We start from the raw sequence: 19,719 nt of genomic DNA on the forward strand, positions 1-19,719 counted from the left end.
AGAAGGTATTGTTGTTGTTAATTAAAAGGAGGATATCATTTAATGTCAGACAAAGACAAAGAAACATGGAATGAGAAAGAGGACAATAAGGAAGAAAAATCTCTGGAGAACACATCGGAGCCACTTCAAGAGCAGACAGATTCTGTGAGTCACCCAGCAGCGGAGGAACTAAACGGTACGGTTGACCTATCATCTGCCGACACATCTGATTCGGTTCATGTAGGTAATGAAAGTGAACCTCTGGATGTAAATCCTGTTACTCCAACACAGCCTGTCGATTATGTTGAACCCTCGAGCTCAGGTGACCCAGACAATGGTAACCGTTCAACACGGATATGGATAGGTGTTTCACTCGTACTCGCCATCATTTTGGTCGTTGTACTTATTAGACCTCCATTCAACGGCAGTAACCAAGACAATTCTGACGCTGTCGCGACTGTAAATAATGTGAACATTAGTAAGGACAAGCTATACGATGCTCTAGTAGTAGCTGGTGGTGCACAAACACTTGATTCTCTAATTACTGAGGAACTAATCGAACAAGAAGCCGTTAAAGCGAAAATAACGGTGACTGATGCTGATTTCGATAAGGAAATTGCAACAATCAAGAAGAACTTTCCTACAGAAGAAGCCTTCAACGAAGCTTTGGGACAAGCAGGTATGACACTTGCTAATTTGAAGGATCAAATGAAGCCTAAAGTTAAAATACGTAAGATACTAGAACCAAAAGTAACAGTTACAGATGCTGATGTGAAACAAAATTTCGAAGATAACAAAGCAACCTACGACACTGCTGAACAAGTTCGAGCTTCTCACATTTTGGTTGCCACCAAAGCAGAAGCTGAAGCAATATTGAAAGAGCTAAAAGCTGGTGGAGATTTCGCTGCCATTGCTAAAGAAAAATCAATCGACCCTGGATCTAAAGATGCTGGCGGAGATTTGGATTTCTTTGCACGTGGGGCGATGGTTGAGCCCTTTGAAAAAGTTGCCTTTGCATTAAAAAAAGATGAATTGAGCGGTGTTGTATCGACAACTCACGGATTCCATATCATCAAACTCACAGATCGTAAAGAAGCTCATAAAGCAACTTTAGAAGAAAAATCTGCTGATATTCGTGAGCAACTTGTTACTGCCAAGGTTTCTGAAATGTCCGCAACTTGGCTTGCAGAAATCAAAGAAAAAGCAACTATCAAGAATACACTTGAAGAAAAAGCTGCTGTAAGCACTGGCACTACCGCTCCAACTACGGACACAGCGAAGTAATTAACCTACTTCATTGAGATCTACCGCGTGAGAACCTTCACGCGGTTTTTTCTTATATGGAGACATGGCAGCTGATTATGATAAAGAACCCAATGGAGCTGAGGCTCATTGGGTTCTTTATCATAGTCTAGTATTCAGTGCTGTACTTCATCTTGTATATCACTCAGCATAGTCAGCATATCTATTCCCGATTGATTACCTAGTAGAATAACGACCGTCCCACTCTTAAGATCTCGAGAGATACCGGTGGAATAACCCGTCCCACTTCCATTATGGAATACTGTTGTTCCCGCGTTCGTCTCCTTAATCATCCAACCATAACCATAGTTTCGGGCTGAATAAGGTGTGAACATCTGATTCAGTGATGATTGGGATAGGATCTCATCGGTATACAGGGCACGGTCCCATTTCAATAAATCATCAACGGTTGAATAAAGAGTGCCCGTCCCTGACTGCGAAACATAATAACTAGCTTCAGTCCATTGATTCTCCTTTTGGACATATCCTTGAATAACATTAAGCTTAGGAGAAGCTACACCTGTCTCCTCCATCTCAAGCGGATTAAATACAGTCTGCTGTAGATAATCACCATACGTCATTCCTGATACTTGCTCTATGATACTCGCAAGTAATACATATCCACCATTGCTGTATTTAAAAGAGGAACCTGGTTCGAAATCAAGCTTCTTAGCCTTAATTTCTGTAAGGGTCTGATCCATCGTCATACCTTCTTCTCTGGTAAAATTGGCTGGTATACCAGATGTATGAGATAGAAGCATATGTAGCGTAATTTCATCACCCCGTGGAAAATCTGGAATATAGAGGCTTAAAGGATCATCAAGATCGAGCTTCCCTTGTTCTACCAAGTTCATGATTGCTGTAGCGGTAAAAGATTTCGTAATGGATGCAATTCTTGACTTCATGTCTGGACGATTCAATTTACCTTTGCCAGCATTGCCGTACCCCTTCTTAAGCAGTATATTTCCATCTTGAGCAACAAGTGCTATCCCCGAATAGGCATGATCAATAAAATATTTATCAATCCCTTTGGACTGCTTACTAATGAAAGTTGCGTGATCAGGAGTCAATTGAAGACTCTGCGTACCAGAAATCGTCTCACTGCTCATTGTAACTTTTAATGCCTCTGTTAGACCACGCAATGGCACCATAATCGTTCCGTTTACTACTTTGGAAGGCGCTCCAGCATCCACAATCGTGTAACCATTCACTTCAAACTGTGCAGTTCCTGATCGATGTGCAATGGTGTCCCCATTGGAACGAATGATAGAAACTCTCTTAGCCGCATTCCATTCCACAGAAGCCCCAAGACTCTTAGCTGTATCTCTTAAAGACACATATGTCGTTCCATTGCTCACAAACGGCGCATGACTGAATGTAACGAGGTCCCTATTCACATATATAGCTATGGGACGTGATGCGTCTACAGTATTAGGTGATACAACACCTATCGAAGCTGCAAGTATACTAGCCATAATTCCTAGCTTGATCTTGTGTTTCCAAACATTCATCCTATCTTCTCCTTAAACATTAAATGATGCCCATTCCCCTATACTCCTAACCAATCCCAATGTTTATTGATATGACGAAGTGTACTGGACTTATCTGGGCTTTTCAAAGTATACCATAAGAATATGAATGAGCTGACGTGCATCAGTATCCATTCTCTAAGTACTGCGGAAGTCTGCAGCACGCACTTGCTCCAGAGGCTTAATCAGTTCATCATTTCTTTCATACTATCGGAATTGGACGTTTGAAATTTAGCTATTTGCTTAAAGCTATCTTTCAGTTGAGCATAGATCTGTTCATACAATGGAAGGAATTCTTGATAGAGCTGATGATTCTCTTCTATTGGCGTGTAGAGTGCTTGAGAAACATAGTCTGATGAATCTAATAAATCATTAGTGACTCCCATGGCGTATAACGCTAATTTGGCAGCACCTAGACCAGAACTCTCAATGACTTCAGGTATTTCCACTGGAATTCCTAGTACATCCGCCATGATCTGGCAGCATAGCTCCGATCTCACTACCCCACCGGATGCCCGTATCCTAGTAGGAGTCACAGATAGATTCTCTAGCAAAGAAACGATCAACCCTATTTGAAAAATCATTCCCTCCATAGCCGCTCTCATCATATGAGATTTCCCATGGGCCATAGACAAGCCGAAGAATACCCCCCTAGAGTTAGCATCCCAAAAAGGGGCACGTTCCCCTGTTAATAATGGAAGGAACAACAGACCATTCGCACCTGGAGGCGCCTCCTTCGCAATATCTAGAAATGGTGTATATTGCTGTAACACATGTTCTGATAGAGGGGAAATACCTTCGGAGAATAATTGGTCTACCGTCCACTTCAGCACAACCCCACCATTGTTTGAAGCCCCACCAATAACCCAATAGTCCTCTGTTAATGCATAACAGAACAACCGTCCCTCTGGATCCAATGTCGGCTTCCGAACAACCGTGCGCACAGCACTACTTGTTCCAATCGTTACACCAACCTCGTCAGAATTCATAACGCCAATACCGAGATTGGCGAGTACACCATCTGCAGCTCCAATAACAAAAGGTGTATCCTGATGCAACCCTATAGCCGATGCATATTCAGCTACCATGCCAGACATCCGATATGTGGATGGTACGGGCTCAGAGAGTTGTTCTTTATTAACGCCAGTTAATTGAAGAGCCTCTTCTTCCCATATCAACTCATGAATATTTAACATACCTGTTCCACTTGCAATGGAATAATCGACCTTATATTGTTTGAACAATTGATAGAATACGTATTCTTTAATTCCTATAAACTTATAAGCTTGTTTGAATATACCCGGATGGTTGTCTCTGATCCAGATAAGTTTCGTCAAAGGTGACATAGGGTGTATAGGCGTACCTGTCTTTAGATAGATTCGTTTGCCTTGTCCGCTACTAATAAGCCCTTCTGACTCTACTACGCTCCGTTGATCTGCCCAAATTATACTTGGTGTTAGCGGTTGATGATTCTCATCGACCACAATGAGGCTGTGCATAGCACTACTGAAAGACACACATAAGATGTCGTCTGCATGAATTCCAGATTTAGTTATAACTACATTCATCGCATCTACTGTAGCTTGGAAAATTTGATTGGGATCTTGCTCCGCTCTATCTGACTGTGGAACGTTCAAAGGATAACCTATCGAATGCATAGCCTTCACTTTTCCACTCTGATGAATCATCAGCGTCTTGACACTCGTCGTACCAATATCAACTGCTAATACATAATCTTTTACTTTATTCATTTACTGGGTGTCCTTTCTAATCGAACTGTTATTTTATAAGATTGACTCACCATCTCAATTTGTGAATGTCGTTTTAGCTCTAAGGCAAATTATATATTCTAAAGAATTAGGATACCAGCCTAATTTAACAGCACATAGACTTGTATCAACTTGAATAACCGAATAAGCGATTGAGAATCTTCATTTTGATTACAATGGAATAAACGGTATAAGCATTTATAATTTAAAATAAATTCCATTAATGTAAAACAGATGTATTTAAATGGGACTTTTATCTCATATTCATGTATTTAATAATTTCTATTACATAGACTATTTGCACTACTCTATGCTAGAATATGGTAATCAAATTGAATTTATAGGAGGATTTACTTACTATGACTTGGTTAAACAATCTGCCTCTTTCACAGAAAATTGTTGCTGGTTGCTATATCATTGCGTCCCTTTTTGCTATTCCTATCATTATTGCTTTTATTATTATGGGGAACATTGTCATAGGACTCAGCTTGATTGTAGTTCTGTTAGCGTTAACTTACCCTCTTTCACGCTTTGTGGAGAGAACGCTTACATCTTCCTTTGATGATATATCTAACGTTACCTATAATATTTCTAAAGGTGACTTTTCAGTTAGAGTAAGTGAAACAGGCTCAATGGTTTCTCTTGGTCGTTCCTTCAATAACATGATTGATAAATTGTCTAAGATTCTTACCGACGCCTCAGGAATTACGAAGCAAGTCATGGGAACAAGTCGCGGTATTACCGACAAGAATGAAGAGCTTAGGCAAGTCATGGCTCAAGTTGCTCATTCTTCTAATGAACTTGCAGTAGGCGCTAATGAAATATCTCAAGATATTGCAGGAATGACAGACTCTATTCAGGATATTGAGCAGAAGGTAAGTAATTATACTGCTTCTACTAAATTAATGAATCAGCGATCTATTGAAATGATTACTTTAGTAGAAAAGGGAAGACAATCTGTTGAAAAACAATCCGAAGGAATGCGCCTTAATATTAGTGCAACTGAAAAAGTGGCTGAAACCATTGAAGATCTCTCCAAAAATGCTCAAAACATTTCAAAAATAACGAAATCCATCTCTGATATAGCGCAACAAACAAATCTCCTGTCACTTAACGCGTCCATTGAAGCCGCACGTGCTGGTGAACATGGCAAAGGATTTGCTGTGGTAGCTCAAGAAGTACGTAAATTAGCTGAGGAATCTACAGCTTCTACCCATAGTGTGTTCGGCTTAGTACAAAGTATAGAACAAGGTGTGAAACAAGCCATTGAACATATTCATGTTAATGAAGAAGTGGTTCGTCTACAGAATGATATGATTGGCGAAGCAGAGCAAATTTTCAAACAAATTGTTCAAAGTGTTCAGTACATTTCCGAACAAATTTCTTCTTTCTCTAATGAAAGTGATATAATGTTAGACGGTGCACAAAAAATTTCAGGTGCCATTCAGAATATATCAGCTATTACTGAACAATCTGCTGCTGGAACACAACAAGTATCTGCATCTATGAATTCACAAATAGACTCGATTCAAGCTGTCGCAAGAGAAGCCGAATCTATGAATACCGCTGTATTCCAGTTACAGAAGACATTAAATATTTTAAAATTTTAGTTGTAGAAGAAACCTAAATCGGTAGATGATCACACATATAAAATGGATAGAGTCGTCAGAAATTATCTGATCCTCTATCCATTTTCTGTATTGTGTATAATCCATTCCTGCTTCGTCTAATTAAGCTTCACTTCTACGTCCCGACCCGAATCATAGTAGCTGTAAATTCCCGGATTAAGCTCCAGTTTTCCGTCCATTGCAACGTTTTCGTAACGATCCACATTTACGCCCGTTGAAACCACTCCCTTCGAAACCCCTTCCGGATAGACTACTTCGCCGTCAAAACGCATCATGGTTTGATTGACGCCTTCGAACCCGAGGGAGTCGGACTCTGATTCCACGATCAGGTCTTTGCCATCCATATAGTAATTGAAATAGATATGATAACCGTCCACTTTTAGCTCAGCAGACTGCTTCTTCTCAACAGGTTGGCTGAGAGTGATCCAATTCTTGGACGGATCGTGTTTCGTAACGACAGCTTCCTTCAGAATAAGCTTCATAGGCACTTGGGACCAGTCCTTGTACCATTCCGGTGATTCGAATCCATATACGTGTTGATACTTTTTAGGGTCGGCTCCCTTTATGTTGTATCCGCCTTTTATCTCTTTGTCACCTATAGCCAGCCGTACCGTGTTATACCAGACAACTCCTTCTTTAAAACGTTCGTTCGATCGGTCTTCCTGAATCTGAACTACAATTTCCAAAGGCGTAATAACGAGTTGGCCCAACGTGATTCCCGTCGTTTGTTGAAATTCGGCGCTGGTAAGCAATTTCCGTGAAAAGATCGCTTCGCTCGCCTTTTTACCGTCCGCTTTAAAATCAAATTTCCATGTGCCAGCAACCCGCTTCGTTTCTTTCATATACCTGAAATGAAGTTCCGCAGCTTGCCATTCTTTTTGGGTCAGGTTGAACACCTGTTCTATAAGTAAATCCGATCCGTCGTTCGGAAGGACCGTGGGTACAGCCTGAACGAATTCGCTGCTGTTCTTCTTCATGATTAGATGAGGATTCCCACGGCCCCCATCTGATAAAGACGCTGAAACTTTATAACGTACGACCACTTGATTTTTGGCTTGTGTTACCGATTGGATGTCTATGCTAGGATATTGCTTTGATCCGGTAGAAATAGCATCCCCTGCTTTATGATCCGATTTCAAAGGAACGTCCATGTCTTTATAAAAGACAAGATCTTCAGCATCCAGCGTATACTTCTTCTTATTATGCTGCAGTTCGTCCTTGGTTTCATAAATACCGAGGAGTTTTCCGCTCGCTTTGTCGTAGTTTAAATAACCGTTGGCTTTTTCTTTTGTGCCGGATTCGTCGGTAATGGTAGTACGCTCAAATACAATAGCGTCATAAAGTGTAGGGTCTGCTCCAGAGTCGAGTGAGACAATCATTTTCATCGTCTCCCCATCAGTTACGACACCATTAAGACTCATCGTGACGCCTGCGTTGGATACGCTTAGGTCATATCGCTGACCAATACCGTTATTTAACGCATTGGTTACACTCCTGCCACCAGTGAGACTATCCCAATTCAGCGCCACGCCAGCAAATACAGGAACGGCAATGACCATAAAACAGGAAAAAACGATCGCCGCTGGAACGAACTTCCTTCTACGCCGCACAGAGTTCGTCTGCTGCATTGCAGACTTTCGCTTGGACGCTTCCTGTTCAATTGCAGTCCACATCGCATCATAATCTGGTTGCGAGTTATCATTCACTTCACTTTCATAGCGTGGACTCATTTCCAACCATCTCCTTTACTTGGGACGCCGCCATGCTTTGCAATAGCTTAAGTCCTCTATTTAATCTGGATTTTACTGTTCCTTCAGGAACGTTAATTACGTTGGAAATCTCTGGAACAGTCAATTCATTCACATAACGTAGGGTAAATACCATCCGAACTTTGTCAGGAAGTATGCTGTATAGCTTATAGAACTCCATTGTGGTTTCCCGCTGATCAACACTTTCCTCTACCGGATTGGATGCGTGGGGACGTGAGCGTAAATAAGCACTCAATTCTTTGGTCCAGCCGTTTTTTCGCCTTCTGAGCACGCTACTGCACTCATTCGAGGCGATCCTCAAAAGCCACGCTTTAAGCTCCCTTATTTCTGACCTGTCGGTTAGGATGGCTTTGACGAACACTTCCTGGCAAATGTCCTCAGCGTCTGAGCGGTTTTTCATCATGAAATAGCAGAGACGGTATACTTGTTCCTTGTACGTCTCGAAAAGTTCGCGGTCATTCACTCCGAATGTACCTCCTTCGTAATGGTCTCGACTATATGACCGATAACAATAGGTAATCGTTCATTTTAATTTAGAACACAGTTAAACCTGCGTTGCCGCGGAAGTGCGAGACTCTCTTTTTCTTTCACTTTATGTATTAAAAGACTGCCTTATTTTAATAGGGCAGCCCTTTGTATTTTGAGAATATAAATTATTTAAATTAGCCCAGTAGCCCGTTTGCTGACTCTATTCATATCGTTTCCGTTAATTGAACAACACATTGCTGAGAATTAGAAATCCCTTTAACTCTTATCTTGATCATCTGAGTCATCCTGAACCGTATGTTTCACATCCTCTGCATCATGAACGGGATCGATTACCGTATTATGATTTCTAATGAGATTTTTACGATCCGCTCTCTTCCGCATTGTTATTCTACGAATGAGCCATACCAACAATACAATAATGCCGCCTACAAGTAAAAAAGGTATTAACCCAAATAGAATAACAACCACCCATTGAAATACGAGTGACATGATATTAATAGCACCTTTTAATGCATCATTAGCCCGTTTTAAAAGTGGTGCTGCCTTCTTCTCCGTGTTATTCGCGACATTGTCTACATTCGGCTGATAAAGACGAATCTCAATCGTTGAATATGAAACATTATTATTAATGTATCTCATTCGTCCCTTTGTCTGTTCAATTTCTTCCTGGATCTGACCTAACTCATTAGCAAAAGTAACTAGTTCTGTTGGCTTCGTTGCCTTCTTCATAAATTCCATATACTGAACTTCCATTAGTACTTTGGTTTTAAGACGCGCTTCCAGATCCATGTATTCTTCGGTAACGTCCTGTCCATTGATACTTCGCTGTAGTGACTCATGCTCCAGCTTTTCCAACTTATCAAGAAAAGGGGAGAAACCAGTGGCAGGAACTTTCAGCGTAAAGGTGCCACCCTGCTCTTCTTTGGACTGATTCTCTGTGAACCCCACAATGTAACCACCTGCAAGTGACACCATATTGCGAATTTCTGATTGAGATTTACCGTAATCCTCCACTTCCATCACAATATCGGCTGTATAGATCAACTTCTTATTTATGTCGTCTGCTGTGTCACGCCCAGTGAACCCTTCACCACTTACAGGTGCTTCGGAACCTTTAACAACGCTCTGATCCAGCATTACCATGTCGTTAGAACTGCTCTGTTTCTGTTTAACCGCACTTGGTGTCTCGGCGTCGCTCTTCTGTTCAGACATAGACTTTTCTGCCTCTACCATTGATATTACCTCAGTACCATTCGAAGATTTAGCCGCACTGTTTTTGTTACTTGAGGAACCACATCCCCCGATGAACATTGCACAAGCTAGGAACACAATTAAATAGCTATTAAACCCCCGTCTACGCATTCTTTAGACCCCCAGTTACATGATAGAGCGTTATCATCCAGACTTATGCGAGATTGGAATCTAACCCTTATTCACTAAACGTTGGGAATCAATGGAAGGTTGCACTGTATTCTAATTTCCTAACACGGTCCATTCTTCATAACATCACTTGTCTGAACATCCCTCAACCGTGTATAATAACAAACATACGTTTGCTTTTTAGCCCCATCATCTTAGTCAGTCACAGGAGGTCATATGAAAGGTACCACACATCTCGGCATAGGAATCGCAGTTGGCGTAGCCGCTACCTTGTACTACCCATTTACTATTGAGAATGCCGCAATCTATGTAGCTGTTTCAGGCTTCTCGGCTCTCAGTGCAGACCTTGATGGTCCTAGCATTCTGAGCTCAAGAATCGGGAAGCTGTCTAAACAGCTCCAAATTCTGCTAGTCTGGCTTAGTTTCTTTCTTATTACAGTCCTAACGTATTTGTATTTATCCAGAGGGGCGTTCTACCCTGAGTATTCCGTAGTCTGTGTAATCTCGTTACTCGTTGGATTCATGACCAAGCAAGGAGTCATTCGAAATGCACTAGTTAGTATCATTGGAGGATGCATGATATATGGCGGTTGGCTAACAGGCATGAGCGGACTAATTGGTCTGGGAATATTTGTAGCTTGGGCTCCTTGGCTCAGTCATCGAGGTATGACGCACACGATATGGGCACTTCTGTATTGGGCAGCCATAAGTTTAGAAATGGAACAAGATCTACATATAGAGGGGCTAATGGCCGTCGCCACTACAGGTTATCTCTCTCATTTACTTGCCGATACTTTAACACCTCAAGGTGTGAAATGGTTGTATCCCTTCTATAAGAAATCAATTAAGCTACCCCTTAAGTAGCTACCATATCTGTGAGTATGAGCCTTACGGAGTAGATATATTAGCCATACATGATAATGATAGGTCATCAACAAATTCAATTCCAGCAATTTCATAGTTATACAAATAACCTTGATTCAGCTATAACACTGATCAAGGTTATTTATCATGCCTTGTATGTACAAGACGTCTGTTTTTAGAAGCCTTTATATTGCGGCTCTTCGTTTTCTAATTGTTGAACTCTAGTCTGTACTTGGTCCACGATTTTTTGTGTTTGCTCCGCTGCACTTGTGAACAAAGTTTTAGCTTCTTGATTTTCCGTACCAAGGGCAAATGTCTCTAAGCTAGCTTGCGCACCCTTTAACGAAGATAGGCAAGTTTTAACTTGGGAAGAAACAGTCATTGTCGTTTTCACCTCCTTGTAATGAGAGTACGAATTATAATCTAACCTGTGGAGCTAAAAAAAATACATAAATAATCTATTTTTTGCAAATAATTTAAATGTTAAAGAACAAATGGAATGGAGGGAATCTTACAAAATGCAGGACTGGCTTGAGGTTATTGTTCGGACAATAGTGTCCGTAGTTGTACTATTTGTTTTAACTCGACTTTTAGGAAAAAGGCAGATTTCACAACTATCCTTTTTCGAGTATATTACCGGCATCACCATCGGTAGCCTAACAGCCTATATTTCATTAGATCTAAAAAGCGATTGGTACCTAGGACTAATTTCCTTAGTGGTATGGTCGCTAGCCTCATTAGGGATTGAATTCTTACAGATGAAGAGCAAAAAAGCGCGTGATTTAATTGATAGTACTGGGAGAATACTCATTAAAGATGGAAAAGTCCTTGAGGATAACCTGAAGAAGGAACGCTTAACAAACGAAGATTTACTTGAGCAATTGCGCAAAAGAAGTACCTTTAAAGTGGCTGAGGTAGAATTTGCGATCATGGAGCCTAACGGAGAAGTTAACGTTCTGTTGAAAAAGGAATTTCAACCGATAACCCCATCTCATCTAGGCATTAAAGTCTCCCCTGAGACTGAACCGCAGGCCTCAATATTAGATGGACAAATTATGGATGAGGCGCTTGCCTCCGCGGGCTATAACCGTAAATGGTTGAATACCGAATTGGAGAAAATAGGTGTTTCTCTAGATAACGTCTTTTTGGGACAAGTGGATACTTATGGAGAGCTTTATGTTGATTTATATGATGACAAAATTATTGTTCCGGAACCGCAACAAAGGGCTGTTTTAATGGCTGACCTCAAGAAATGTCAAGCTGATCTGGAGTTATTCTCCTTATCCGTAGATAACACTGAGGCCAAGCAAATGTATGGACTGTGCTCAGAACAACTAGAGCAAGTTATCGCCAACGTCAAACCGTTGTTAACTACATAGGAGATGATAAAAAATGGCAAGCAAAAGCGACAAGCAAAAATTAACGCCTGTCCAACAACAATATCAGGATCTCGCCAGGAATCGCGAACCCAGAAGATTCACTTTCACAAATTTGGTGCGCGCTTTTATCATCGGGGGTACGATTTGTTTAATAGGTCAGGCCATTCAGCAGATGTTTATCCATTGGGGTGGTTTTGATGAGAAGAAGGCTTCAAACCCTACCGTAGCTGTGCTTGTTATTATTTCCATCATACTTACCAGTTTGGGGGTATACGACAAGTTAGCCCAATGGGCTGGAGCCGGAACAGCAGTCCCGGTTACTGGATTTGCTAATGCAATGGCATCGGCAGCCATCGAGCATCGTAGAGAAGGACTGGTTCTCGGCCTTGGTGGTAGCATTTTTAAAGTGGCCGGACCCGTTATCGTATTTGGTACAGTAGCTGCTTTTATTATCGCTATTGTATATTTCATATTTGATATCAAAATGACTGGGGGTTGATTAACATGCTAAAAGGTCATCAAAGCTGGATATTTGAGAATAAACCCTCTATCATCTCCACTGCGACCGTAGTAGGTCCATTCGAAGGCCAAGGTCCCCTTGCTGAGGATTTCGATGTTATTCATGGGGAACTATATATTGGTCAAGATAGCTGGGAGAAGGCAGAGAGAGCCATTATGGAAGAAGCTGCACAGTTAGCCTTACAGCATGCTAATCTCAAAGAAGGACAAATTCAGTTCTATCTTGCTGGGGATCTAATGAATCAGATTATCAGTAGTACCTTTACTGCGCGAACCTTGACGATTCCCTTCATCGGGTTATTCGGTGCATGTTCCACGTCAATGGAAAGCCTAGCTCTCTCTGCATATATTGTAAACACTAATGGAGCTAATTACGTGCTCACTGGAACCTGTAGCCATAACGCTAGTGTGGAAAAGCAATTCCGTTATCCAACGGAATATGGATCTCAAAAACCCCCGACTGCACAATTTACAGTTACAGGAGCAGGTGCAGCTGTACTTTCTTTGAAAGGTGAAGGTCCATTCGTAACTTCAGCGACCATGGGGCGGATTATCGACATGGGGATTAAAGATCCATTTAATATGGGCGCAGCTATGGCTCCTGCGGCCGTAGATACCATTGAAGCCCACTTTCGAGATTTGAACATCGGACCTGAGTATTACGATTTAATTGTCACTGGAGATCTCTCTAAAGTAGGTTATGAAATTGCCTGCGATCTATTTGAAAAACACAATGTTCCCATTCATAAAACGACCTATAGCGATTGTGGCATGTTGATCTATAATTATGAAACACAGAACGTCCAATCCGGAGCTAGTGGATGTGGATGCTCCGCCGTAGTTACCTATGGACATATCATAAACAGAATTCGCCGCGGGGAATTGAACCGAGTTCTAATTGTTGCTACCGGCGCCCTTCTGTCACCCCTCTCCTTTCAACAAGGGGAAAGCATCCCATGTATTGCGCATGCGGTCTCGATTGAAAGTAAGAAGTGACTATAAATAACGACTCAACACCAACATCAGGACTTGAAAAATATATCGAGTTGATAAATGACCGCTATGCGGATGGATTGTCCTTCTGATCACTGTTGCCCCCAAATTTTTTTGAATACCCTATTAGCGGTTAAAATTCAGGGGCAAGGCGTATGCTTTCGAAGTAGCTTCCAAGGGAAAGCTTGTAGGCGAACGCTACGCTTCTCCACGACAATTCTATCCTCTCCGCTAACCATCAGCATATCATTCTATTTTCAGCAAGCACTGATTATGAATTAAAGCCTTTATGAAAAAAGCACGTCGCCCCTAATTCCTAGGAGCAACGTGCTTTTTTGAAATTTATACGAATTCTAGATTCGGACTCTAAACCTTACATTATCACAAATAAACTCTTCTATTTTCCTTGCCCGATTGATATATACCCGCAATCATTTCTTGTGTCTTGAGTGCTTCTTTACCATCAATATAAGGTGTCTTACCTGTCTCGAGCGTATCATAATATTCACGAATTTGCTTCATATGGCTAACGCCCCAATAAATCTTTACACCTTCTCCATAATCAATAACTTCATTTGGATTGGTATCCTTCGTTATCTCCGTGCCATCGTTATATTTAATCGTAGCTCTTTCCGCTACCATCTTAGCAATTCCCTTTACACAATGAACTTCAATCTCAACTGGCGCATCATAACTGTAGTAATTCACAGCAAAGAATCCGCCAAAGATGCCATTCTTAAATTTCATTACGCCTTCAACACTATCTTCAACTTCAATTTTCTCATGTGCTCGGTTGCCGATTTGAGCATCAACATACTCAATTTCCTGTCCTACAAACCAACGCATTAAGTCCATCGTATGAATCGCTTGATCGATGAGTACACCGCCGCCTTCCATGTCCCAGGTACCTTTCCAATCGCTTAAGCTGTAATACTCATCCGAGCGATTCCAAGTAACTGAACATTTGGCTCCAAGTACTTGTCCAAGACTTCCATCTTCAATAGCGTTCTTAATGAGCTGAGATCCAGGATTATATCGATTCTGAAAAATAACCCCTAGCGTTACTCCATTCTCTTCACATACATCGACCATTTGTTTAGCATCTTCCGTACTAATACTCATCGGCTTCTCGGTAAGGATATGCTTTCCTTTTCTTGCTGCATATAACGTCATCGGTGAATGTAGATAATGTGGAGTACAGATATGAACAACGTCCAAATCCGCTTGATCGATCATTTCTTCATAACTTGTGTAAAAATTACAATTATACTTCTCGGCAGCTTGCTTCGCTCGTTCCTCCTTCACATCGCAGACCGCTACTAACTCAGCTACATCCGATAATTGAATAGAACTCGCGTGCATTGGAAAAATGTTACCACAACCGATAATACCTACTTTGAATTTCTTCATATACTTGTTCTCTCCCCTATTATGTAAGTTTTAGTTTTGACTCATGGATTAGGAATAAAGTCACCACCACGGCAGTGTTTCAAATAATTCAGCGCATGTACTTGACCTGTCATTTCCCAATCATCGCGATAGACTGGATCATGAAATCCTTCGATATCTATCGTTCCGTTATATCCACCTTGACGAAGAATAGAAATAATATCACTCCAGTTCGTATCTCCAAATCCTGGTGTCCGGTGCCATACATACTCCTTCGAACCATGAATTCCATATTCATGTATGATATCCCAAGCGATTGTAGCATCTTTGCCATGTACATTGAATATTTTGTCCATCCATTTACGTAGCTGTGGAATGGGATCGATCAATGCGAGCATTTGGTGACACGGCTCCCATTGTAACCCTAGATTATCCGCTGGAACTGCATCGAACATCATCTCCCATGCCGTAGGATTGTGAGCAATATTCCAATCCCCCTCCTGCCAGTTACCACGCATAGCACAGTTCTCAAATGCTATACGTACTCCACGATCCTCTGCTCTTTTACTTAGTTCCCCGAATACTTCTGCGAAACGTTTCATGGATCCATCAATAGGACCCGGCATACGACCCGTGAAACCTGTCACTAAATCGGTTCCAAATTCATGGGCATGATCAATTAGCCGTTCCCAGCTAGCTATAGTATCCGCATTATCCCCCTCACCTGTTAACGGATTCCCGAATATACCAACGCTGGATATGATAATATCCTTCTCATCTATAATGTCTTTCACTTGTTTGGATAATTCAGATAAATCCACCTTCTGAGTGGATTGCCAGAATGTGAGCGCGAAAGATTCAAACCCATGGGGTATAATTTGTGGAAGTACTCTTACCGCGTCTTCTCCGCCTACTAGTGTACCTATACGCATTTGTTGCATCGTGTTCTCCTTTCATGAGGAAACTTAAATTGATATAACAAGCCTTGCTCTAATGTAATCAATAAATCATTCATTTAATAGACATAAATTTATGATAATTTAGTACGATCTTATGATATTTTGAGAATCATAACGTTTACATCATTATAATCACCATTATTGATAATAATATTGTTCACCATATTTCTGTTATATCATATTTTCACCCAGAAGAAGGAGTTTTACACATGACGGTCAATACACTCAAAGAAAAAACTTGGCTTCCCGATCAGACATTCCCAATTAATATTTTCTTCTCTCATTCATTCGATCTCCATTGGCATGATCATATTGAGTGGGTCTTCATGAAAAAAGGTAAATTGCGCATTCAGATTGATGCAGATATAGAGGAACTTGAACCTGGGGAGCTAGCCTTTATTAACTCTAAACAATTACATGGCGGTTGGCCCTTGGAGGAAGGCACTGAATTTGTAAGCATTGTTTTTAATGAAGGGTTAGTTAGAGGAAGTGAGCTTGATGTGACCGAGAATCACTATTTCCTTCCGTATCTGACCAACCAAGATAAGTGGCCAACTAAGATCCAAAAAAATGACCCTTATCTTGAGGAGATCAGTCATTCCTTCAGTCGGCTTGTGGAGGAATTCGAAAGTAAACAACCTGCTCACGAGCTGATTGTCAAAGCAGAATTACTACGAATCTTCGGGCTGTTCTTCCGCTATGCCAGTCAGTATGATGAATCTCCGAAAATTTCTAGACGCGTTAATGAACGTGACTTTCCTCATCTTCTTCATCAACTCCGTGATCGGTTCCGAGAGTCCATCACGGTAGATGAAGCAGCACACATCGTTAACCTTAGCCCCAATCATTTCTGCCGAGTATTCAAACAAATGACTAGTAAAACCTTGATTGAATACATCCATCTATTACGAATAAATGAGGCTGAAAGATTACTTATGGAGACTAATGATCCGGTCTCAGAAATCGCATTACAGGTGGGGTTCTCCAGCACAGCTTACTTTGGTAGAGTATTCAAGAAAATTAAGAACATGGCCCCTTCGGAGATTAGGAAATAAATAAAAAGGGAAGCATCCTTGGCGAGCATGTCGCGTCTGGGTGCTCCCTTTTTCAATTTACAATAGGATTGTACATTGTGAATTTCTTACCAAAAAGGCTAAAACTGTTGTCAATTCATACATAACGGCTACAGGAACGCTTTAATTGTAGCAAGATATTCTCTAATCATATTCATAGGCTTTAGATAACCCGGCGATTTACTTGATATCCCATAAGCTTCAAAACCTAGTTCTTTGGCTATTAATTTCGCTCGGTGCATATGATAGTCACTTGTAATAATCATTATTGTGGGATTCTTCAATCCCTCAAAATTCATAATCGCTTTTGAGAACAATAAATTTTCTTGCGTACTTGTTGATTTACTCTCTAGTATGATTCGATCCTTAGAGATCCCCTTATTTATCAAATAGTTACTCATCGCCTGAGCTTCAGTAATATCTTCTCCTGGACCTTGACCACCTGATACAATAATCGGAATTTCCCTACTCATATTTGCATATGTCAGACTCGTATCCAATCTTTGCTGCAAAGTGAGGGATAATTCAGACCCTTTGATCCCAGCACCTAAAACAACGACATACTCGATATCAGTGATTTCACTGTCATTGCTACCAAGTTCTGATATGACTAATGATTCAATGATTACAAATGAAATACCCAAGATCAAGAAAGATGCGATCAAGATCCTCCTTATAACCACATGTTTTCTTAAATCAATTCTTCTTAGAATGATTATGACCAGACTTACACCACATAGAAACATAACCCCGAATGGATTACCAAAAATAATTAAACAGGACAAACACAGTAGAAGTAAAATGACATCTATGAAGTAATTCTTCTTGATTTGAGCTATGAAATTCATGTATTTCCTCCATACCTATCAATATTCAACTCAGTTCTCCTTAATCTGTTCTTGCTAATATATGTTCAAGTGCCGCATCAATTTTATCAAATTTAAACTTATATCCTTCTCTCTCTAACCTCTCAGGAATAACCCAACGACTTTTTAGAATCAGTTCAGTTTCTGTTTTAATAAACATTGCACCCATCTCTAGCATCCATTTCGGAGAAGGCAGTCCAACTTTTATATTCATCGCTTGTCGCAAATGATTCATTAACTCTCGATTAGTAACAGGATAAGGAGATGAACAATTAAATACGCCGCTCAGTTCTTCTTTCTCTCTAAGGAAAAGAACGATATTAAATAAATCTTCGATATGAATCCAACTAAATCGTTGGTTCCCAGAACCTTGGACACCCCCAAGTCCAAATTTGACTAAGTTTTTGAAAGGCGTCATGACACCTCCATTTTCTCCTAACACAATCGCTATTCTTAACGCAACTTGACGAGTGTGGAGTAATTCGAAAGTAAAGAATGCTCGCTCCCATTCTTTCGCTACGTCAACTGAAAACCCTGATCCAATCTCACCATTCTCTTCCGTCATGGGACGATCTTCAGCATGCCTATAAATCGTAGCTGTACTAGAATTAATCCATAATAAAGGTGGATTGTTACATTCTAATATTGCATTTCCAAGTATTCTTGTTGTCTCTGTTCTTGACTTCAGTATCTCTTCTTTGTTCTTATCATTGTAGCGACAGTTCACTGATTTCCCTGCTAAATTGATTAAAATATCGGAATTTTCTATTGCCTCTACGATTTCTGTGTGACTTTCCCACGAAATATGACCCTCTTGTCTTGAAATAATCTTCACTTCATAACCTAGATTCTTAAATCTTTCTTCAAAATATGTACCTACAAATCCAGTTCCACCAGCTAGTATTACTCTTCTCATGCTACCACCACATTTCTCCTCAATAATTGACAAAAGATCCATTTATTATAAAAATTTTCAATCCATTTTCCTTTTAGCTTTTATTATAAATTCAACAAATAAGGAGATATACCCTATAGCATACATAGGAATAGAGGCTACGATTAAGAATATAAACACATATACATAACCTATGCCCATTCCATTCTGATCACTAATGTTTAAAGATACCCACGTCATTATAACCACACTACCCACAATAAACAGTCCCTGCATAACAATTAAAATGATCGAGCTAACTTTATATTTCTTATAACTAAAAAAGGGTACAACAATACTAAATAAAAGAAATAGTAGATACAACCCTAAAAAATCCATTTTTCACACTCCTAACGTAAAATATATCGAATTGATAAATGCCCGCTATGCGGATGGATCGTCCAACCGAATCGCTGTTGCCCCCAAATTACTCGAATATACCGCTATTTGCGGTTAAAATTCAGGGGCAAAGCGTATGCTTTCGAAGTAGCTTTCCAAGGGAAAGCTTTTAGGCGAACGCTACGCTTCTCCACGACAATTCCAGTATCGAAGCTACAATCAGCATATAATTCTATTTTCGGCAAACTGATTATGAATTAGAGCCCTTTTACTCATCCACCTACACCTACACCTACACCTACACCTACACCTACACCTACACCTACACCTACACCTACACCTACACCTACACCTACATAAATTATAGACTTAACTTTCGCACCTAGAAGATCAGCTTAACCCTTGAGGCTATAGGAATTAATTCAATAAAAGTGTTCATCTTGACGAAAAAAACCTTTCTAGTTTGGTATCATGGAAGTGTCGAATCAACCATGCAAACAAAGAAAGGTGTGTAACTCTATGGTACAACAACAACCCGTGTCTGAACAGTCTCGATTTT

18 protein-coding genes are annotated in these 19,719 nt (G+C 40.5%); 7 read left to right on the forward strand and 11 right to left on the reverse strand.

Annotation, left to right across the window (positions count from 1 at the left end; translation table 11 throughout):
- Positions 1-42 precede the first annotated feature (42 nt).
- Entirely contained in the window at positions 43-1,263 is a 1,221-nt protein-coding gene (locus UB51_RS13905) for a peptidylprolyl isomerase (protein WP_052675934.1), read from the forward strand.
- A 134-nt stretch (positions 1,264-1,397) separates the two neighbouring features.
- Here the strand turns inward: UB51_RS13905 and UB51_RS26505 are convergent, their stop codons facing one another.
- Both UB51_RS26505 and UB51_RS13915 read right to left on the reverse strand, forming a co-directional pair.
- On the reverse strand, positions 1,398-2,792 hold the full coding sequence (locus UB51_RS26505) for a serine hydrolase domain-containing protein (protein WP_052675935.1): 1,395 nt from the start codon (positions 2,790-2,792) through the stop codon (positions 1,398-1,400).
- A gap of 203 nt (positions 2,793-2,995) precedes the next feature.
- Positions 2,996-4,561 carry a gluconokinase gene (locus tag UB51_RS13915; RefSeq protein ID WP_044877805.1) on the reverse strand — a complete coding sequence of 522 codons (1,566 nt, stop codon included), beginning with the start codon at positions 4,559-4,561 and terminating at the stop codon, positions 2,996-2,998.
- A 377-nt stretch (positions 4,562-4,938) separates the two neighbouring features.
- On the opposite strand from UB51_RS13915, the gene UB51_RS13920 reads away from it, so the two are divergent.
- Positions 4,939-6,189 carry a methyl-accepting chemotaxis protein gene (locus UB51_RS13920; RefSeq protein ID WP_044877806.1) on the forward strand — a complete coding sequence of 417 codons (1,251 nt, stop codon included), beginning with the start codon at positions 4,939-4,941 and terminating at the stop codon, positions 6,187-6,189.
- A 116-nt stretch (positions 6,190-6,305) separates the two neighbouring features.
- On the opposite strand, the gene UB51_RS27900 is transcribed toward UB51_RS13920, so the two are convergent.
- The 3 genes from UB51_RS27900 to UB51_RS13935 form a co-directional block, all read right to left on the reverse strand.
- Positions 6,306-7,937 carry a DUF4179 domain-containing protein gene (locus tag UB51_RS27900; RefSeq protein WP_044877807.1) on the reverse strand — a complete coding sequence of 544 codons (1,632 nt, stop codon included), beginning with the start codon at positions 7,935-7,937 and terminating at the stop codon, positions 6,306-6,308.
- The gene (locus UB51_RS13930) at positions 7,921-8,439 is read right to left on the reverse strand and encodes an RNA polymerase sigma factor (protein WP_044877808.1); all 519 of its coding nucleotides are present in this window, start codon (positions 8,437-8,439) and stop codon (positions 7,921-7,923) included. The genes UB51_RS27900 and UB51_RS13930 overlap by 17 nt, the downstream gene beginning before the upstream one ends.
- Positions 8,440-8,720: 281 nt before the next feature.
- Positions 8,721-9,827 (reverse strand): DUF4349 domain-containing protein, encoded by a 1,107-nt coding sequence (locus UB51_RS13935; protein ID WP_052675936.1) that lies wholly within the window; start codon positions 9,825-9,827, stop codon positions 8,721-8,723.
- A gap of 234 nt (positions 9,828-10,061) precedes the next feature.
- Between UB51_RS13935 and UB51_RS13940 the strand changes: the two genes are divergently transcribed.
- Positions 10,062-10,709 carry a metal-dependent hydrolase gene (locus UB51_RS13940; protein WP_044877809.1) on the forward strand — a complete coding sequence of 216 codons (648 nt, stop codon included), beginning with the start codon at positions 10,062-10,064 and terminating at the stop codon, positions 10,707-10,709.
- 175 nt (positions 10,710-10,884) lie between these two features.
- Here the strand turns inward: UB51_RS13940 and UB51_RS13945 are convergent, their stop codons facing one another.
- Complete coding sequence (locus tag UB51_RS13945) at positions 10,885-11,091, reverse strand: DUF1657 domain-containing protein (RefSeq protein ID WP_044877810.1); 207 nt, start codon at positions 11,089-11,091, stop codon at positions 10,885-10,887.
- A gap of 136 nt (positions 11,092-11,227) precedes the next feature.
- Here UB51_RS13945 and UB51_RS13950 point away from each other — a divergent pair, with 136 nt between their 5' ends.
- The 3 genes from UB51_RS13950 to spoVAD are packed head-to-tail and all read left to right on the forward strand — an operon-like array spanning position 11,228 to position 13,603.
- Positions 11,228-12,088 carry a DUF421 domain-containing protein gene (locus UB51_RS13950; RefSeq protein WP_044877811.1) on the forward strand — a complete coding sequence of 287 codons (861 nt, stop codon included), beginning with the start codon at positions 11,228-11,230 and terminating at the stop codon, positions 12,086-12,088.
- Positions 12,089-12,101: 13 nt separating this feature from the next.
- Positions 12,102-12,587 (forward strand): stage V sporulation protein AC, encoded by a 486-nt coding sequence (gene spoVAC / locus UB51_RS13955; protein WP_044877812.1) that lies wholly within the window; start codon positions 12,102-12,104, stop codon positions 12,585-12,587.
- Positions 12,588-12,592: 5 nt separating this feature from the next.
- Complete coding sequence (gene spoVAD / locus UB51_RS13960) at positions 12,593-13,603, forward strand: stage V sporulation protein AD (RefSeq protein ID WP_044877813.1); 1,011 nt, start codon at positions 12,593-12,595, stop codon at positions 13,601-13,603.
- Between the two features lie 378 nt (positions 13,604-13,981).
- Here the strand turns inward: spoVAD and UB51_RS13965 are convergent, their stop codons facing one another.
- Together UB51_RS13965 and UB51_RS13970 are read right to left on the reverse strand one after the other, a co-directional pair.
- Positions 13,982-15,010 carry a Gfo/Idh/MocA family protein gene (locus tag UB51_RS13965; RefSeq protein WP_044877814.1) on the reverse strand — a complete coding sequence of 343 codons (1,029 nt, stop codon included), beginning with the start codon at positions 15,008-15,010 and terminating at the stop codon, positions 13,982-13,984.
- A gap of 41 nt (positions 15,011-15,051) precedes the next feature.
- Positions 15,052-15,930 carry a sugar phosphate isomerase/epimerase family protein gene (locus UB51_RS13970; protein WP_044877815.1) on the reverse strand — a complete coding sequence of 293 codons (879 nt, stop codon included), beginning with the start codon at positions 15,928-15,930 and terminating at the stop codon, positions 15,052-15,054.
- Between the two features lie 227 nt (positions 15,931-16,157).
- On the opposite strand from UB51_RS13970, the gene UB51_RS13975 reads away from it, so the two are divergent.
- Positions 16,158-17,003, forward strand: coding sequence for a helix-turn-helix transcriptional regulator (locus UB51_RS13975; RefSeq protein ID WP_044877816.1), 846 nt, complete (start codon positions 16,158-16,160; stop codon positions 17,001-17,003).
- A 128-nt stretch (positions 17,004-17,131) separates the two neighbouring features.
- Here UB51_RS13975 and UB51_RS13980 read toward each other — a convergent pair whose 3' ends face one another.
- From UB51_RS13980 to UB51_RS13990, 3 genes are read right to left on the reverse strand one after another with little or no spacing between them, the layout of a single operon-like run.
- Positions 17,132-17,869, reverse strand: a complete 738-nt coding sequence (locus tag UB51_RS13980) for a YdcF family protein (RefSeq protein WP_044877817.1) — start codon at positions 17,867-17,869, stop codon at positions 17,132-17,134.
- A 40-nt stretch (positions 17,870-17,909) separates the two neighbouring features.
- Positions 17,910-18,803: a TIGR01777 family oxidoreductase gene (locus tag UB51_RS13985; RefSeq protein WP_044877818.1), complete on the reverse strand. Its 894-nt coding sequence runs from the start codon at positions 18,801-18,803 to the stop codon at positions 17,910-17,912.
- Between the two features lie 57 nt (positions 18,804-18,860).
- A complete protein-coding gene (locus UB51_RS13990; protein ID WP_044877819.1) occupies positions 18,861-19,160 on the reverse strand; it encodes a hypothetical protein in 300 nt (99 codons plus the stop codon).
- Positions 19,161-19,719 lie beyond the last annotated feature (559 nt).

Origin of the sequence: Paenibacillus sp. IHBB 10380 (assembly GCF_000949425.1) — a bacterium.
Lineage (GTDB): Bacteria > Bacillota > Bacilli > Paenibacillales > Paenibacillaceae > Paenibacillus_AQ.

Excerpts from the sequence above, each read along its gene's own strand:
- UB51_RS13905 (WP_052675934.1), top strand. The coding sequence starts at position 43 with ATGTCAGACAAAGACAAAGAAACATGGAATGAGAAAGAGGACAATAAG.
- UB51_RS26505 (WP_052675935.1), bottom strand. The coding sequence starts at position 2,792 with ATGAATGTTTGGAAACACAAGATCAAGCTAGGAATTATGGCTAGTATA.
- UB51_RS13915 (WP_044877805.1), bottom strand. The coding sequence starts at position 4,561 with ATGAATAAAGTAAAAGATTATGTATTAGCAGTTGATATTGGTACGACG.
- UB51_RS13920 (WP_044877806.1), top strand. The coding sequence starts at position 4,939 with ATGACTTGGTTAAACAATCTGCCTCTTTCACAGAAAATTGTTGCTGGT.
- UB51_RS27900 (WP_044877807.1), bottom strand. The coding sequence starts at position 7,937 with ATGAGTCCACGCTATGAAAGTGAAGTGAATGATAACTCGCAACCAGAT.
- UB51_RS13935 (WP_052675936.1), bottom strand. The coding sequence starts at position 9,827 with ATGCGTAGACGGGGGTTTAATAGCTATTTAATTGTGTTCCTAGCTTGT.
- UB51_RS13940 (WP_044877809.1), top strand. The coding sequence starts at position 10,062 with ATGAAAGGTACCACACATCTCGGCATAGGAATCGCAGTTGGCGTAGCC.
- UB51_RS13945 (WP_044877810.1), bottom strand. The coding sequence starts at position 11,091 with ATGACTGTTTCTTCCCAAGTTAAAACTTGCCTATCTTCGTTAAAGGGT.
- UB51_RS13950 (WP_044877811.1), top strand. The coding sequence starts at position 11,228 with ATGCAGGACTGGCTTGAGGTTATTGTTCGGACAATAGTGTCCGTAGTT.
- spoVAC (WP_044877812.1), top strand. The coding sequence starts at position 12,102 with ATGGCAAGCAAAAGCGACAAGCAAAAATTAACGCCTGTCCAACAACAA.
- spoVAD (WP_044877813.1), top strand. The coding sequence starts at position 12,593 with ATGCTAAAAGGTCATCAAAGCTGGATATTTGAGAATAAACCCTCTATC.
- UB51_RS13965 (WP_044877814.1), bottom strand. The coding sequence starts at position 15,010 with ATGAAGAAATTCAAAGTAGGTATTATCGGTTGTGGTAACATTTTTCCA.
- UB51_RS13970 (WP_044877815.1), bottom strand. The coding sequence starts at position 15,930 with ATGCAACAAATGCGTATAGGTACACTAGTAGGCGGAGAAGACGCGGTA.
- UB51_RS13975 (WP_044877816.1), top strand. The coding sequence starts at position 16,158 with ATGACGGTCAATACACTCAAAGAAAAAACTTGGCTTCCCGATCAGACA.
- UB51_RS13980 (WP_044877817.1), bottom strand. The coding sequence starts at position 17,869 with ATGAATTTCATAGCTCAAATCAAGAAGAATTACTTCATAGATGTCATT.
- UB51_RS13985 (WP_044877818.1), bottom strand. The coding sequence starts at position 18,803 with ATGAGAAGAGTAATACTAGCTGGTGGAACTGGATTTGTAGGTACATAT.
- UB51_RS13990 (WP_044877819.1), bottom strand. The coding sequence starts at position 19,160 with ATGGATTTTTTAGGGTTGTATCTACTATTTCTTTTATTTAGTATTGTT.